The organism is Flavobacterium sp. JP2137 (assembly GCF_050562195.1).
In the GTDB taxonomy this organism is placed as follows: domain Bacteria; phylum Bacteroidota; class Bacteroidia; order Flavobacteriales; family Flavobacteriaceae; genus Flavobacterium.
The window spans coordinates 1,617,194-1,632,373 of the sequence record NZ_CP191647.1 but is presented as its reverse complement, the minus strand read 5'-3'; the positions used below and the strand labels follow the sequence as shown (position 1 = coordinate 1,632,373).

At 46.4% G+C, this 15,180-nt stretch carries 12 protein-coding genes; 7 read left to right on the top strand and 5 right to left on the bottom strand.

The annotated features are described in order from the left end of the window. Positions 1 to 59 precede the first annotated feature (59 nt). Genes ACQZ43_RS07030 through ACQZ43_RS07020 form a run of 3 tightly spaced genes read left to right on the top strand, consistent with a single transcriptional unit; the run spans position 60 to position 4,705 of the window. Positions 60 to 857, top strand: coding sequence for a fimbrial biogenesis chaperone (locus ACQZ43_RS07030; RefSeq protein ID WP_430615277.1), 798 nt, complete (start codon positions 60 to 62; stop codon positions 855 to 857). Beyond that, positions 850 to 1,881, top strand: coding sequence for a hypothetical protein (locus tag ACQZ43_RS07025; protein WP_430615276.1), 1,032 nt, complete (start codon positions 850 to 852; stop codon positions 1,879 to 1,881). The genes ACQZ43_RS07030 and ACQZ43_RS07025 overlap by 8 nt, the downstream gene beginning before the upstream one ends. 4 nt (positions 1,882 to 1,885) lie before the next feature. Next, complete coding sequence (locus ACQZ43_RS07020) at positions 1,886 to 4,705, top strand: hypothetical protein (RefSeq protein WP_430615275.1); 2,820 nt, start codon at positions 1,886 to 1,888, stop codon at positions 4,703 to 4,705. 11 nt (positions 4,706 to 4,716) lie between these two features. On the opposite strand, the gene ACQZ43_RS07015 is transcribed toward ACQZ43_RS07020, so the two are convergent. Continuing rightward, a complete protein-coding gene (locus tag ACQZ43_RS07015) occupies positions 4,717 to 5,526 on the bottom strand; it encodes a hypothetical protein (RefSeq protein WP_430615274.1) in 810 nt (269 codons plus the stop codon). Between the two features lie 200 nt (positions 5,527 to 5,726). Then, positions 5,727 to 6,368 carry a helix-turn-helix domain-containing protein gene (locus ACQZ43_RS07010; protein ID WP_430615272.1) on the bottom strand — a complete coding sequence of 214 codons (642 nt, stop codon included), beginning with the start codon at positions 6,366 to 6,368 and terminating at the stop codon, positions 5,727 to 5,729. A gap of 816 nt (positions 6,369 to 7,184) precedes the next feature. Between ACQZ43_RS07010 and ACQZ43_RS07005 the strand changes: the two genes are divergently transcribed. Continuing rightward, on the top strand, positions 7,185 to 8,237 hold the full coding sequence (locus ACQZ43_RS07005; protein ID WP_430615270.1) for a lipase family protein: 1,053 nt from the start codon (positions 7,185 to 7,187) through the stop codon (positions 8,235 to 8,237). An 83-nt stretch (positions 8,238 to 8,320) separates the two neighbouring features. Further along, positions 8,321 to 9,262 (top strand): 3',5'-cyclic-nucleotide phosphodiesterase, encoded by a 942-nt coding sequence (locus ACQZ43_RS07000; protein ID WP_430615268.1) that lies wholly within the window; start codon positions 8,321 to 8,323, stop codon positions 9,260 to 9,262. Positions 9,263 to 9,328: 66 nt separating this feature from the next. On the opposite strand, the gene brnQ is transcribed toward ACQZ43_RS07000, so the two are convergent. Further along, positions 9,329 to 10,636: a branched-chain amino acid transport system II carrier protein gene (gene brnQ / locus ACQZ43_RS06995; protein ID WP_430615266.1), complete on the bottom strand. Its 1,308-nt coding sequence runs from the start codon at positions 10,634 to 10,636 to the stop codon at positions 9,329 to 9,331. 324 nt (positions 10,637 to 10,960) lie between these two features. On the opposite strand from brnQ, the gene ACQZ43_RS06990 reads away from it, so the two are divergent. Continuing rightward, a complete protein-coding gene (locus ACQZ43_RS06990) occupies positions 10,961 to 11,932 on the top strand; it encodes a YpdA family putative bacillithiol disulfide reductase (protein WP_430615264.1) in 972 nt (323 codons plus the stop codon). On the opposite strand, the gene ACQZ43_RS06985 is transcribed toward ACQZ43_RS06990, so the two are convergent. After that, a complete protein-coding gene (locus ACQZ43_RS06985; protein WP_430615262.1) occupies positions 11,929 to 12,363 on the bottom strand; it encodes a Fur family transcriptional regulator in 435 nt (144 codons plus the stop codon). The two genes, ACQZ43_RS06990 and ACQZ43_RS06985, sit on opposite strands and share 4 nt — an antisense overlap. A gap of 179 nt (positions 12,364 to 12,542) precedes the next feature. Here ACQZ43_RS06985 and ACQZ43_RS06980 point away from each other — a divergent pair, with 179 nt between their 5' ends. Further along, positions 12,543 to 13,748 carry an aromatic amino acid transport family protein gene (locus tag ACQZ43_RS06980; protein ID WP_430615260.1) on the top strand — a complete coding sequence of 402 codons (1,206 nt, stop codon included), beginning with the start codon at positions 12,543 to 12,545 and terminating at the stop codon, positions 13,746 to 13,748. A gap of 403 nt (positions 13,749 to 14,151) precedes the next feature. On the opposite strand, the gene ACQZ43_RS06975 is transcribed toward ACQZ43_RS06980, so the two are convergent. Further along, a complete protein-coding gene (locus ACQZ43_RS06975) occupies positions 14,152 to 15,162 on the bottom strand; it encodes an LLM class flavin-dependent oxidoreductase (protein WP_430615259.1) in 1,011 nt (336 codons plus the stop codon). Between the last annotated feature and the right edge of the window lie 18 nt (positions 15,163 to 15,180).

Genomic DNA, 15,180 nt, shown 5'->3' with positions numbered 1-15,180 from the left:
TTAATTAAAGAGCAATTAGAAATTATATTTTTAATTGCTCTTTTTATTAACTTGCACTTATGATGGTATTTCAACGATTTTCGACACTCCTTTTTGTGCTCTTAGCTCATACCGCGGTTTTTGCTCAGTCGGGCTTATCGGTAAGTCCGCCACGCAATTATTTTACGGTGGCCGCTGGTCAGAGCGAAAGCAAAAAAGTACTGGTGAGCAATCCCAGCAAAACCACGCGTTTGGATTTGGCGGTATCCCTAAACGACTGGAACTATGATAAAATGGGCAACAACGTGATCCAAGATGCCGGTACCCTGCCCAATTCCTGTGCGAATTGGATCTCCATCGCCCCACAAACTTCGTTTTCAATAGCCCCCGGCGAAACGCACGAACTGGAAATCATCGTGTCTCCACCGGCTGAAGTCACGGATAATTTACCGGTGCATACGGCCATGATGTACATCACCCAAATCAATCCGGAAGATGCAGTTAACGAACACGGCGCCAACATCAAAGTATCGGTTCGCACGGGTATCAAAATCTACCAGCGCTATCCGGTAGCGCGATTGGCAGAAATAGATATCGCAAACTTTAGCTACGCCAAAGACCAATTGTTATTGGAGTTTAACAATATCGGCAACGTATGGGCCGAAGGCAGTATAGAAGGGGAATTGATCCATCAGGAAACCGGTAAAAAGACCCCATTGAGCAATTTGGCCTTTTACAGCATGCCCGGTGACCAACGAAAAACACCGATTCCGCTACCCGAAGATTTGAGCAAAGGAAAATACATTGCTACGGTGATACTCAATTACGGAGAAAGCGCGACTATAAAAATGGCCGAACTCAATTTTACGCATGACTAAAACTATCTCATCCCGTTTTATCACTTATTTGGCTTTGTGCTACACCCTGTTTTTGGGTTTACAAACCCAGGCGCAAATCAGTATAAATCCGTACTCCTTATTCTATATTCCCGTCGGTAGTTTTAAGGGCATTTCGATTCCCAATCACACCAAGGTGCAAATCGATTTGCACGGCAACGCCCATTTAGAAAACTGGACCCTTAGCGCCCGTATTGCTTCGCCTATTAAAAATTCCGATGGAAAAACATTTCCGGTAGCTAAGATAGCGCTCAAAATAAACCTCATCGAGGGTGCGATAGAAGGTGTGCGCCCCACTATTTCGAGTTTGGGCTCAAATCCCAATGCGATTAGCATGGAGTATTCCGAAAAAAACCTGATTCAAAACTCCCCTTTAGCACTGATTACGCCCGTGGGAAGATACAATCAAATCGTCATCAACTACGATTTAATCATCGAAGGCGGTAGCTATTTACAAGAATTCAAAAGCTGGAATTCGTATTCCTTTAACGCGGTGATTAGCCTGAAGAATAACGCGGGTAAAATTATCGATCAAAAGGCCATTGCCAATTTTCAGATCCAGGTTATGCCTACCGATAATCCACCGATAGAAAACACTTACGGCATCGAGATCAGCGCTGCTGCCACCAACAGCTTATTGGAATTCAGAACGATCTCCGACTATGCCAACGGTGTGCAGGTGCAATACGATAAAGCCTTAAAAGTGATTTCCTCTACGCCCTACTCCATTCAAGTACGCGCGATCAACAACCAGCTCATGGCCAGCCGCTCGTCTTTGCCGATCAGCATCGTTCAACTGTCTTTAATAGACAGCAATACCTTTGCCCCTTTGAGTACCCTAGAACTCAGCAACGGCTATCAAACCCTCTATCAAAGCAGTACAGCGGCCAAACAAGCGCGTTTTTTCACCTTGAAATACGCGACCCTCGCCAACGACATTCGCTTGCTTGAAGTGGCTCCAGACACCTATACCACCACGTTAATCTATACGTTAACGCCTCAATAAAAATATGTTGACATTTTTACGAATCCCCCATCTAAAATACGTATTAGCAACGATATGCTCTGGAGTCAGTATGATGATCTCGGCCCAGACCTCCAACACAACAGGCATTAATTTAACCGTAGACAGCGCTGTTGAAGCGACCAACGAAAGTGTTATTTCACTAGTGGTTTCCATAAAAAACCAAGGCGACCAGGCTTTTTTAGGCAACTTAGACGTGGATAGCGATCCGCATACCAAACGCGTCAACCAAGGACCGATCGCCCTAAAACTCGCGGCTGGTGAAGCGGCCTTTTTACCGATTAAACTCTGGGTAGACCGGCAACATGCCGCCGGACAATCGGCCATATCGTTTCGAGTGCTCGACTTACAAAACAAAATCGTTCAGCGCGCCACCACACAAGTGCATATTCCCGCCAAAAGACAGCTGCGTTTACTGCCGTTGGATACCCAAATTCTCATGCGCCAAATCGGTGATTCCATCCGAATTGGCACCCATGTCTACAACAACGGCAATCAAAGTGAGGTCGTTCGCCTGATTGCCTCATTTCCCAAACTCACCTTTGACAAGACCCAGCAAAACAAAGAAATTACCCTAAAAGCCTTTTCGGACACGATCGTGCAGTTCAGCAAAATCATCGATCGTGAAATGCTGGAACTCGAGTATTTTGCCGTTAATATAGCAGCACTAGATCAGCAAAACGACTTTTTAGCCAACAACATCATCACCGTTCAAAACGCAGCGGGCAACCGCCGTTATAGCAACCCCACCAACAACGGATACTACCAAAACTCTTGGACCGACAACCTCATTACCCTCAGTGCTATTGACCTGGCAGGCAGCAATCCCGCCTATACCCTTTACGGCAAAAACCAACTGCAAACCAATAAGGGCATAGTGTCGCTAAGCGTGGATGGCACCTATTGGGACCAATCCGGTACCCTGCCCTTGTTCACCAATACCTGGGCGCAATTCGAAACCAGCAACAAGGGGATACAAGTGGGCAATCTGCAAGAAAACGACCTGGATATCAACCTATACGGGCGGGGCGTAAAAGTGTATACCACTACGGAAGATCAGGAGAAAAAATTCGAATTGGGCTTCGTGGAAAAGAACTATAATTTGATCGGCCCATCTACTTGGAGCGATCAGGGAATCGCGGTATTTGCCAAAAACAAATTCACCTTATCGGAGCGTTCCACCTTGAAATCGTCCTTGGTCTTTGACCGAAATTACGGTATAGACAGCTATCTTTTGATGAATAACCTCCTTTGGAATCCCAGCGCCAATTGGAAATACGACTTTCGCCTGGGCAACGCAATTAGCGGTGCAAGTCTAAAAAATTATACGCTCCCCTACGAACCATCGATCGCGTTGGGCGCCAATATACAGGGGAAAGCCGGTATTTTTAGCATCAATAGCTCTAATTTTTACAGCAGTGGCTACTATCCCGGTATGCGCAAAGGTGCTGTATCCCTTGATCAACGAATCTCGACTAATCTAAATAAAACCTTGATTTGGACCGGCGTTAACTACTACAACTACAAACCCGAATACATCGATCCGCTGATCAATTACCAATACCATTCGGAAAATGCCCGGGCGGAAATCGGTATAAACTTTCCGCTATTTCCACGCTTAACCTTAGGCCTTTCGCCCCAAATCAATTTTGAAAGCGGTCGTTACAACACTTTTAATACGCTAACGTATCAAGATTTGAGCTATCGGTCGATCAATATGACCGAAACCGTCAATTGGACGAGCAAAAACCGCTTTCACCACCTTTATTTAACCCTGAATCAGGGCTATGCACGCAATCCCTTTTCCGTCGACTACCGGTTTATCTTTAAAACACAGTTGTCTTGGAGCTATCAGGGACTTCAATTGAGCACCCACTTTCAGCGCGGCAATTTCCTGCTGACCGAAGGGTTGTTCAACTCCTTTGACGCCAGCGCGCAACTCCAGCGCTTTTCATTTATGCCCAGCTATAGAAAGGCCTTTTGGAATGACCGCGTCAGCGTACAGCTTCACTCGATATACAATTATGATTCCGCTTCGGGAAACAGCTTTATGCTGGCGGGAACCACCGAATGGAAGGCCTTTAAGAAGACGCGTTTTTTCGTGTCTTTTAATCAGTATTACTACCACAACAAATCCTATCAAACCCAGAATACGTTTTTACAAGCGGGTATCACCCAGAGCTTGCCCAACACGCCCATCGAGGCCGGTATAAAAAAGGGCAACATCCAATTGTTTTGCTACTACGACCGCAATGCCAATGGCGTATACGACGCTGGCGACGAGCCCGCCGCCGATCGGGTGGTGATGATCAACAACGCTTCCTTTGTCACTCAGAAAGACGGAACGGTACGCTATAGGGGGGTTCCACATGGCGAATATCACATTGTGCTAAGGGGTAAAAACTGGATGGCTAAGGAATATGATGAAAACCTGGTATCGCGCAACCTACAACTGTCGATTCCCCTACAGGAAACCGGTAACTTAAGGGGTAGGTTTGACTATGTATACAACGCCCAGTTGCAGCACGAAGTCAGCGCCAACCAGTCGGGTTTAACCGTTACACTGACCAATCAGCAAGGCAAATCATTTGCGTTTAAGACCAACGATCAGGGCGAATACCTTGCCTACCTGCCCATAGGTACCTACGAGCTGACCATCGATCACGCGCAGCTGCCCAAAAACGTCTATACCGAAGAAGTCCCTCGGACCATAGTGGTTAGAAAAGGGGAATCGCAAAGATTGGAACCCCTGATCTTAAAAGTGCGGGAGCGAAAAATCGAAATCAAGCGCTTTGGAAGCGAATAGGGCCGCGCGAACTAGCGCGGTGCTCTAATCTTTTTGAGGGGTTCTTTGTTGGGAGGACTGACCTGCGATTTTACGACCACGGTGCCATCCGCGTCGAGCAGGATGATTTTTTTATAGGAAACGACCTGTCCGGAATCGGCCGCTTCTATGCTGATTTCATTGCGTTCGTTTTCGCCTACTTTGGGATTGACAATCTTTTGTTTGATCCACCAAAAGAACTTTTGTTTATCGGTGTCAAAATCAAAGGAAACCGACTCTATGGGCGTAATCGGTGTACGGGTTTTCGCTGCGATATCCATGACCTTACAAAAATCCAATTGGGATTCCAGCGGGAGATAGTCGCGGGATGCGGGAAAGTTAAAAGGCGAGATAATCTGGGCTTTGTCGTCCAAGGCAATGCCGATGCAGTATTTAATTTCGGCAGTGGGTACGTAGTGGTAATAAAAAAAATACTTGGTTTTGCAGGCATACATATCCACAGGCGGATACCGGCCTTGAAATTTGGCTATGCTGTCGTAATTGCTAATATCCACGGATTTAAACTGCAATTTAGAGAAAAACTCCTCGCCCACGTAGGCTTGCAGCTGCTGTTCTAATCGCTGTTTGACGGGGAGCACTTCGTCTGCCACCAAACTGATATCCAAGGCTCGGGTTGGAAACACCCAACTTTGGGAATTGACCCCTTGATAGGAAAAATTAAAAACTGGACAGGGCGCACTAAACTCCTTGGATTGGAAGTCTCCCGAAACGGTTTCTCTACATTGAGCGGAGGCCAAAGAAACGGCTATAAGACTCCAGCATACTACAAAAATTAACTTCATTTTAACCTATTTTTTCAAAAACGAAAATAAGCAATTATCCGCTTTAAAAACGCTTTATTAAAAATTTGGCAAAACTTATTTTTGCACCCTGATATTCCCAATCCATCCTCAAATAACGTCAAAAAAATCCCGATTACGCTGAACCCCCATTTGAGGAAGCCGCTGCCGTAACGCGACAGCGCCGTTATTGCTACACGGATTTAAGCCCCGTTTAAACTACCGAGAAAGGCCCCTTTCACCTCCCAGAGTTCGCCTACGTTTTCCTTTCTAAAGATCTTGTCGTTAAAGAAGGAGTTGTCGTTGGTAAACAGCAACTCATCGGCATTGAGCAGCGACTTAAAGCGGTGAACGAATATGCCCTTGTGAAAATCGACCAGCACGTATACCGCCCCCTCTACGAGGTTTTGTACCTGGGCTTTTTGACAAATGACAAAACTGCTCACGCGTATCGTCGGCAGCATGTTTTCACTGATTACCTGAAAGGCCACCTCGCACTGTTCCATGTGAGGAAAGTGATAGCTGTATAAGGTGGGCAAAATTTTGTTGGACTCCAAAACGTATTGAAACTGCATATCCGAGGTGATCATTTTGACCCCGGTTTTGTCGTCTCCCTCCGCCGAGTTGTATTGCGGACGCAACTTATTGATCCCATAGAGCAATTCGTTTAAATCGATATTGTGAATTTCACAGACATCAACAACCGACTCAAATTGCATACTGTTTCTCTTCTTCCACGAAGAAATCGTATTGGGTTTTACCTTTAATATTTTCGACAACTGCAAATCCGTCTTGACGTTTAAAAGGGATTTAAGTCTTTTTAAAATAATGTTTGTATCCAGCATTTTATTCTCATTTTGTGTTATTCACTAAACTTCTCGGAAACAAGAAGCCCTTACATCCATTTCCTTGATCTGAAAAAATAAGAAATAATTCAATTTACAACCCCATTCCTACCGATGTGTTAGCAAAACACCCGGAATCCGGTTATATATCCCCTTAATCCCTTGTTTTTATTCAAAAAACATACCGTTTTATTTTTTCACTAAACGCTATCACTACCCACCAAAATGGCAGCTATTCTCACTTATAAGACACTCAAACCACGAAAGGTCACTTAAATTTAAAGGAATTAAGTCGGTCAAGATACCGTTTCGGCGATCTATAGCGGGAATTAATTATTAAACTACCGTAAAGTCTTTACTTTTTTAAAATTTATCTAAAGAGATGTTTATATAATTATATAAAAAGGAATGAATCAAAAAAATCTTCTGTACTATAAAAAAAAGACTAACTGATTAATTTGAACCCCTTTACTCGAAAAAGGGTACTTTAATTACATACAACAAATAAATGTACAAATAAAACTGTTTTTCTGTAATTTTTCATAAAATACACCAATTATATTTTATTATTTTCAGCAGTTGCCTAAAAGCTTAGCGAAAATTGGGAAAATCCCCCATTTAGACCGGGGCATTTTTCCCAAAATAGCCCCAGTTTTTAAGAAAAACACCCCTCATTAACTACTTCACAAATTGTGATTTTTGTTAAACACCGCTTTTTCGACATTTTTATCGACGGATTAGGCCGGTATTCCTCGGAGTTTTAATATATTTAATCGGACTTATGAGATGCTCCCTTCTATGAAAAAAATACTCCTTTTGTTCGCGCTCGGTGTTCAGACACTATGCGCACAAACCCTAGCCCCTGGATTTGATTCCAAAGAATACATCGATTTGCTGTCGCTCTTGGCACAAACCGATGAAAACCCCCAGCGCGAGGTGGTCGCCATACCCGAATCGTATCGGCTGGCTTATAAATCGGAATCCATGGGCTTTGACAACCAGTGGTCGTTGTGGGCCAACGACAACAACCAAGCGGTCATCGCCGTTCGCGGCTCCACCCAGTCGCCGATCAGTTGGCTTTCCAACGCCTATGAGGTGATGATACCGGCTAAGGGTCGCTTGACACTCACCGACAAGGGACCTGTGCCCTACCAGTTTGCCGTTCATCCGGCTGCTAACGTACACGTGGGCTGGGCGATGGGCACGGAGTTCCTGATGCCCGACATCCGCGCCAAAATCGATTCCTGCTATCAAAAGGGGGTGCGCGATTTTTACATCACCGGTCACAGTCAAGGTGGCGCCATCAGTTATTTGCTCACCGCAGCACTGCGCAGCGCACAGGTTAGCGGTACCTTGGCCGCCGATATCCATTTTAAAACCTACGCCTCGGCTTCGCCCAAGGTGGGCAACCTCTATTTCGCTTACGAATTTGAAAAACTCACTCAGGACGGTTGGGCATACAATATTGTCAATCCGCTGGACTGGGTGGCCGAAATGCCGTTTTCCATACAAACCACCAAGGACTTCAATCCCTTAAACCCCTTTCCTCTTATGGAGCGCGCCATCGCCAATCAGGGATTTTTTAAGCGAATACTCTTTCGCCATTACTACAATCAGCTCGACAAGCCCTCCAAAAAGAGTCAGCGCAAAATGCAAAAGCTCTTGGGGAAAACCGTCTTTAAATTCATTCAAAAAGAGCGGCCCGAGATCGCAGAGCCGGTATATGTGGCCAGCAATCACTATGTGCGAACGGGGATTAACCGGGTATTGAATCCGCAGGCTTCCTATTTTGCCAAGTTCCCCCAGAATCCCAAAAACCCCTTTATCAACCACAGTTATCAAGCCTATCTGTTTTTGGCCAAGGAATGAGTGCCAAGACCTCGTTCGCCAGCCTTCTTTTTTGGATTCGCTGGAGTTCCCTTGCGCGAATTGTAATAACTTTGTAAAAAAAAATGCAAAAAACAATCCTACTACTCTTTTTGGTTTTTCAAAACCTGCTTTGGAGCCAATCGTTTGAGTTGGTTCCCTTAGGTGTGTATGGCGGTGGCGATGAGAGCAATCTGTCGGCCTATTTGATCGGAGAGCCCGGTCGGAACGAATTTCTGTCGTTGGACGCCGGAACGATCCGCGCGGGGATTCGCGTAGCCCTTGCCCAAAAAACCTTTGACACCACGGAAGAAACGGTTTTAAAGTCGTACATCAAAGGGTATTTTATCTCTCACGGTCACCTGGACCACGTGGCGGGATTGATTATCAATTCGCCCGACGACAGCAAAAAAAACATCTATGCCTTTGACGACCTCATCGACTTGTTTAAAAAACACTATTTCACCAACGGTACCTGGTCTAATTTCGCCAATGAAGGCGACGGTCCTATATTGAACAAATACCGCTATATCAGCTTGGAAAAAGGGCGTAAACAGCCCATAGAAAACACGGCCTTAAGCGTGGAACCCTTTGAGTTGAGTCACGGAGAATACAGCAAAAGCGCCGCTGTATTTGTGGAGAATAGCCAAGGAGATGTGGTTTTGTACTTGGGCGACACCGGTGCGGATCGGATCGAAAAATCAGAAAAACTCGCGCTGTTGTGGCAACGCGCGGCGGCTTTGATCCAATCCAAAAAGTTGAAGGCGGTGATGATAGAGGTGTCCTTTCCCAACAGTCAGCCCGAAACAGCGCTATACGGTCATTTGACCCCGCGATTGCTACAAGAAGAGTTGCAGTCGTTGGAAAACTTGGCCGGAAAAGGGAGTTTGTCTCAATTTAAGATTATCGTGACCCACTTAAAACCCGGCGGCAATCAGATTGAACTGATCAAAGGCGAATTGGAAGCCAACAATGAGTTGGGCGTGGATTACCACTTTCCCAAGCAAGGCGAGCGCCTGCTGCTTTAAGTAGCCGTACGAATCGGAAGTAGCGAACGGTGGCGTCTGTTACTTCCGATTTTTGCGCGTTAGCCGTTATTTTTGCCGTTGCGGAAACAGCAACAGGTCGCCCAGGTAAAACAAGGCAAAAAAGACCAGCGACGGCACCACCCAGGCCAATTCATATTGATGTAGGGGAATCCACGATTTGATCTTGCCGATGCATTCCGCCTGAAACCCCCAACGCTCTGAAAACTCCATCAGTGCAATAACCGTAGTCGCTCCGACAGCACCGATAAAAGGGGCTCTTCTAAAAATCACTTTTCCAAACAGCACCACATACAATACCATGGCCAAGGTAATTGGATATACCACGGCCAAGAACGTAAAGGCGTAATCGATAATTTCATCGACTCCGCGTACCGCGAGTATACTCGACGACACACAGGTCAGAATCACGACTAAGCGGTAGCTCAACTTCCCCTTGGTCAGGTCGCTAAAGAAGGTTCCCACGGCACAGGTTAGGGCGATGGCTGTCGTTAGACAAGCCAGGGCTATACACAGCGACAAGGCAGCAGTACCACTGGTTCCCAACAAATTTTGAGAAATGTACAACAGCAAATCCGAACGTTTATAGGGCTGTGCGCCGTCAAAACCCGAAGTAGCGCCGAGATAAACCAAACCGCCGTATATAAAGAGCAGGCAGAACATGGCTACGAGACCGGCGACAATGGTGATTTTTACCTTGGCCTTGTCCGAGGTATAGCCCTTGGCCTTGGCTGCCGTAATGATGATACTGGCAAAAATCACCGATGCCAATACGTCCATCGTCTGGTATCCCTCCCGAAAGCCGTCTAAAAACGCCTCCGCAGTACCGCCCTGATCGCCCAAGGCGATGGTCGCAGGATTCCAGATTCCCGCCACCACCAATACGGTTAGGAGCACCAACAGCAAGGGAGTTAAGAACTGACCGATAATATCGACTACCCGAGAAGGAGAAATCGACAAAGTCAGGGTAATGGCGAAAAAGATAATCGACGACACGATCGGGTTAAAGCCCGGCGCTATGGCCAAGACCCCCACTTCGAAAGTCGTGGCAGCCGTTCGGGGAATCGCCACCAAAGGTCCGATGCTCAACATGATGACCACGGCTAAAATCACGGCAAAATACTTGTTGATTCGCCCGCCTAAGTCCGTAAAGGTTTCCCCGGAAAACAAAACGGCTACGATGCCCAAAAAGGGGGCTATAATAGCGGTTATCGTAAAACCGGATATCGATGCCAACCAATCGGTTCCGGCTTGAAGTCCTAAAGTAGGTGGGAGAATTAAATTTCCCGCGCCAAAAAACATGGCGAAAAGCGCAAATCCAATGGTAAGGGCGTCGATGATTTTTTTTGATCTCATGTAAAAAACGATATGGTTAGGTTGTAACCCCGCCAACTGACACGGAGTCAATCGCGTGGCTACCAAGCTTATAAAAACTGAAAAACACCGCAAAACCACCGCTTTAAAGCGATTTTCTATTGCAGTATCTTCAAAAACTGTTTCGGAATTTTGCTTTAATGGCTCTTGTTCCGTTTACAAATATAACCTTATCTAGGAATTTTCCCTTAAATCGCAGCAATTTATCGAAAAGGCTGCGCAGATGTCCAAACTTTTGTTTTGCTTTAGACGCTATAATAGGAATGGTTTTTGCGTTAGTTGGGGTTGCAATCAACGATACATTTCATGGACAACACTTACGACATTATAATAGTGGGAGGCGGCCCTATCGGAATGGCCTGTGCCCTCGAAGCCGCCAAGAGCAACAAGCGTTATTTGATCTTGGAAAAGGGTTGCTTGGTCAATTCGCTCTACCACTATCCGACGAATATGCAGTTTTTTTCCTCGTCGGAACTCTTGGAATTGGACGACATTCCCTTTACCAGCATCGAAAACCGCCCCAAGCGCAACGAAGCCTTGGAATACTACCGCCGAATTGTACAATCGCGGCAGCTGCAGATTAACCTCTTTGAAGAGGTGTTGTCGGTGACCAAGCAGCAGACTTTTAGCGTGGTTACTTCTAAGGCGACCTATACGGCAGCCGATGTAATCATCGCCACGGGTTTTTACGACCTGCCGAATTACTTGAACATAGCGGGGGAATCACTGGCTAAAGTCGCTCATTATTACCGCGACCCACATTATTACAGCGGGCAAAAAGTAGTGGTTATAGGCGGGAGTAATTCGGCTGTAGACGCGGCCTTGGAATGTTATCGAAAAGGCGCCGAAGTCAGCTTGGTCGTTCGGGCAAAGGAATTGGGTAGCAACGTGAAGTATTGGGTGCGTCCCGACATCGAAAACCGCATCGCCGAAGGGGCTATACGCGTGTACTACGAGAGTGAAGTGACGGAAATCACTGCGGATGGTGTTTTTGTACAAACGCCTACCGAAACGCTGCACTTGGAGAACGATTTTGTATTGGCCCTCATCGGTTACCGCCCCAACCTGCCGTTTTTGGAAAGCCTGGGCATCGCCTTAAGCGCCGACAAAAACCGCAGACCCCACTACAACCCGCAGACGATGGAAACCAACGTCGAACGCTTGTACTTAGCCGGTGTGGTTTGCGGCGGTTTGGATACGCATCAGTGGTTTATAGAAAACTCGCGCATACACGCCCAGCAAATTATGCGTCATATCGAAGCGCGGCAGTCCGATTAATCGGCAGCGGAATCGCTGCAGAGCTCGCAAATCCCACGGGCCAACACCTCGTATTGATCGATGTGAAATCCCTTGGGAATAATCATCTTCGGAATGAGTACCTGGGTTAAGCAAGTGGTTTTTTTACAGCGGTTGCAGATAAAATGCAGATGGGTGTCGCGGTGGTTGTCCTCGGAACACTGGGCATCACACAAGGCATATTGCGCACCTGCTCCAGTGGTAATTCGGTGAATCACCCCCTTTTGTTCAAAGGTTTTTAGGGTGCGGTACAGGGTTACCCGATCCGATTGCTCAAAACTGCTCTCGATATCGCTTAGGGTTACCGCTTCCCTTTGGGATTTTAAATATTCCAAGACCAAAATACGCATAGCGGTTGGATTGATTCCCTTGGCCAACAATTCGGTTTCCACTTGTAATTTACTACTGCTCAACGGATTGATTATTTTAAAGTTTAACTCGCCTTTCTTTGGACCAAATCACCCAGTTGTTAAAATTAAGGATTCTGGTCGATTTTTATAGCTTTTAAAGGCAAATCTCTGGGTAGTTACCGTAAAAAAAGTACCTTTAAATTTTAGAACACTATAACCCTATCAAATTACAATTAATCCTCGTGAATAGCAAAATTATTGGAAGTATTTTAATCGTGGCCGGTACCGCTATAGGCGGAGGCATGCTGGCGATGCCCATCATCTCTGCCGGAGTCGGCTTTGGTGGGATCTCTATCGTTTTATTTTTGATTTGGTTGGCCATGTGCTATACCGCTTTACTCTTTGTAAAGATCTATAAATACAATCCCCACGATTCGGGTATGAATACCATTACTCAAAAGTATTTGGGCAAAACCGGCTCCATTATCACGGCTATCAGCATGCTAACGCTGATGTATGCCCTGATTTCGGCCTATATCAGCGGCGGCGGCGCCATATTGAGCAGCAACCTCCAATTATGGCTCCACATCGAACTCTCGCCTACACAGGCGGCTTTGGTGTTTACCGTGCTCTTTGGCGGTATCGTTTCCTTGGGCACTAAGGTCGTCGACTTTACGACCAAATGGATTTTTTCGATCAAGCTGCTGTTTTTGGTATTGGTTATCGCAGCCCTATTCCCATACGTACGCCTGGAAAACCTCGCCACCCTACCCGTAGAGCGGGCTTTGATTTTCTCGGCCATACCCGTTATTTTTACCTCCTTTGGGTTTCACGTGGTCATTCCGAGTTTGGTGTCTTATTTAAAAGGCGATTTCAAGCAATTGCGCTTGGTGATGATCGTCGGCAGCGCCATTCCACTCGTGATTTATTTGATCTGGGAAATCGCCGTATTGGGAAGCATCGACAACGGCATCTTTATGCGCATCATCCATACCAACGTCGGCCTGGAGGGCTTGTTACTCGCAATTCGACAAATTTCACAGGCCCCCATCACCAATATAGCTGTCAACATCTTTGCCGCAGCGGCCATATTGACGTCTTTTTTAGGCGTGGCTCTCGCCCTATACGACTACATCAAAGACCTCGGAAAAAACAAGGCGTGGATCAGCAATTCCTATACGGCTATATTTCTGACTTTCGCTCCGGCATTGGGCTTTGCCCTCTATTATCCCAAGGGTTTTATCTTGGCGTTGAGCTATGCTTCGATATCCTTGGTCATCCTGTCTCTAATACTTCCCGTACTGATGCTGATCAAGGCCAAACGACAGGCTCAGGAAAAGATTTCGCTGGGCATGAAAATCGGTTTTACCGGCATTTTTATACTGTCTACCGTCATCTTGGCCACTCAGGTTTTCATCTCGCTGGGAAAAGTACCCCATATCGGTTAAACACCGCAGTAACAACGAAAAACGCCCCGGGTTCTCCTAAGAGCTCGGGGCGTTTTTTGTATTGAAATTTTCAGGGAAAGGCGGTATCGCCAAATATATGACAAATACGATTTTAAAAATCCCTGATTTTGCCGATAACGGCAACAATTGAGGGTTTTATTTCTACTGTATTCTTTAACAACCTCAGCTCCTCCATTATTTTGTTTTGGGTTGCTATCCTATTGTCAACAAGCGACAAACGAGTTCCCGTTTTTATTGTTCTACTCTTTGAGGAATAGCGCATTCGATTCCCTTAATGCGCTCAAAAACCAAAAAACGGTTGTAGCGCCCTGGCTTACAACCGTTTTCAGTATTTCTAATCTTCGATGTATTTTTATTGAAAATTTATTTTACCAACCAGGGCTTAGGACTTCATCGCTTCTTTAAACAATTGAAAGCTCTTTAATCGGGCTTGGTGGTCGTATATCGGGCTGGTTAGCATGAGTTCGTCGATTTCCAACACGTCGCAGAATCGCTGGAGGTCGGACTGTATGCTGTCTTTGGTTCCTATAAAAGAGCAGGACAGTTTTTGCAGCACCAGGGTTTCCTCATAGTCGCTCCATCGGCCTTCCATGCTATCCACGGGTTTTAACAGGGGTTTGCGGTCGTCGCGAATAATTCCCAAAAACATGTGGTATAAGGAGGTGGCCAGGCTACGGGCTTCCTCTTCGGTATCGGCGACCACCGCATTGATGCAGGCCATAAAATAGGGTTCGTCCAATTGTGCCGAGGGTTGAAATTCGCGTTTGTAAATTTGGGCGGCCACCTGAAGTTGTTCGGGGGCAAAATGACTGGCAAAGGCATAGGGCAGTCCGAGTTTTGCCGCCAGATGGGCACTGTCTGTACTGGAGCCCAAAATCCAAAGCGGAATTTCGAGTCCATCGCCTGGAAAAGCACGTACCTTGGCCGCGGCATTGTCCTTGGAAAGGTACTGCTGCAGTTCTGCTAGCTGTTCGGGAAAAAAGCTGGCCGATAAATTTGTGGTTCTGCGCAGCGCCATGGCCGTCACGCCATCGGTACCCGGGGCTCTACCCAGTCCCAAATCGATGCGATTGGGATAGAGCGATTCCAAGGTGCCAAATTGTTCTGCAATGACCAAAGGCGCGTGATTGGGCAGCATAATTCCGCCAGAACCGATGCGCATCTTTTGGGTACCCTGCGCCAAATAACCGATTAAAACCGCCGTAGCCGAACTGGCGATATACGGCATGTTGTGGTGTTCGGCAACCCAAAATCGATTATAGCCCAAGCCTTCCACGTATTGGGCCAGGGAAAGGCTGTTTTTTAAGGTTTGATGGGTGCTGATATCGACACCGATTACGGCTAAATCCAGTACCGAAACCGGAATGTCTTGAAGGGGTTTGTATCTATTCATGTGGGTTTTTACTAAGTT

Excerpts from the sequence above, each read along its gene's own strand:
- ACQZ43_RS06975 (WP_430615259.1), bottom strand. The coding sequence starts at position 15,162 with ATGAATAGATACAAACCCCTTCAAGACATTCCGGTTTCGGTACTGGAT.
- ACQZ43_RS07030 (WP_430615277.1), top strand. The coding sequence starts at position 60 with ATGATGGTATTTCAACGATTTTCGACACTCCTTTTTGTGCTCTTAGCT.
- ACQZ43_RS07010 (WP_430615272.1), bottom strand. The coding sequence starts at position 6,368 with ATGCTGGATACAAACATTATTTTAAAAAGACTTAAATCCCTTTTAAAC.
- ACQZ43_RS07000 (WP_430615268.1), top strand. The coding sequence starts at position 8,321 with ATGCAAAAAACAATCCTACTACTCTTTTTGGTTTTTCAAAACCTGCTT.
- brnQ (WP_430615266.1), bottom strand. The coding sequence starts at position 10,636 with ATGAGATCAAAAAAAATCATCGACGCCCTTACCATTGGATTTGCGCTT.
- ACQZ43_RS07025 (WP_430615276.1), top strand. The coding sequence starts at position 850 with ATGACTAAAACTATCTCATCCCGTTTTATCACTTATTTGGCTTTGTGC.
- ACQZ43_RS07015 (WP_430615274.1), bottom strand. The coding sequence starts at position 5,526 with ATGAAGTTAATTTTTGTAGTATGCTGGAGTCTTATAGCCGTTTCTTTG.
- ACQZ43_RS06990 (WP_430615264.1), top strand. The coding sequence starts at position 10,961 with ATGGACAACACTTACGACATTATAATAGTGGGAGGCGGCCCTATCGGA.
- ACQZ43_RS07020 (WP_430615275.1), top strand. The coding sequence starts at position 1,886 with ATGTTGACATTTTTACGAATCCCCCATCTAAAATACGTATTAGCAACG.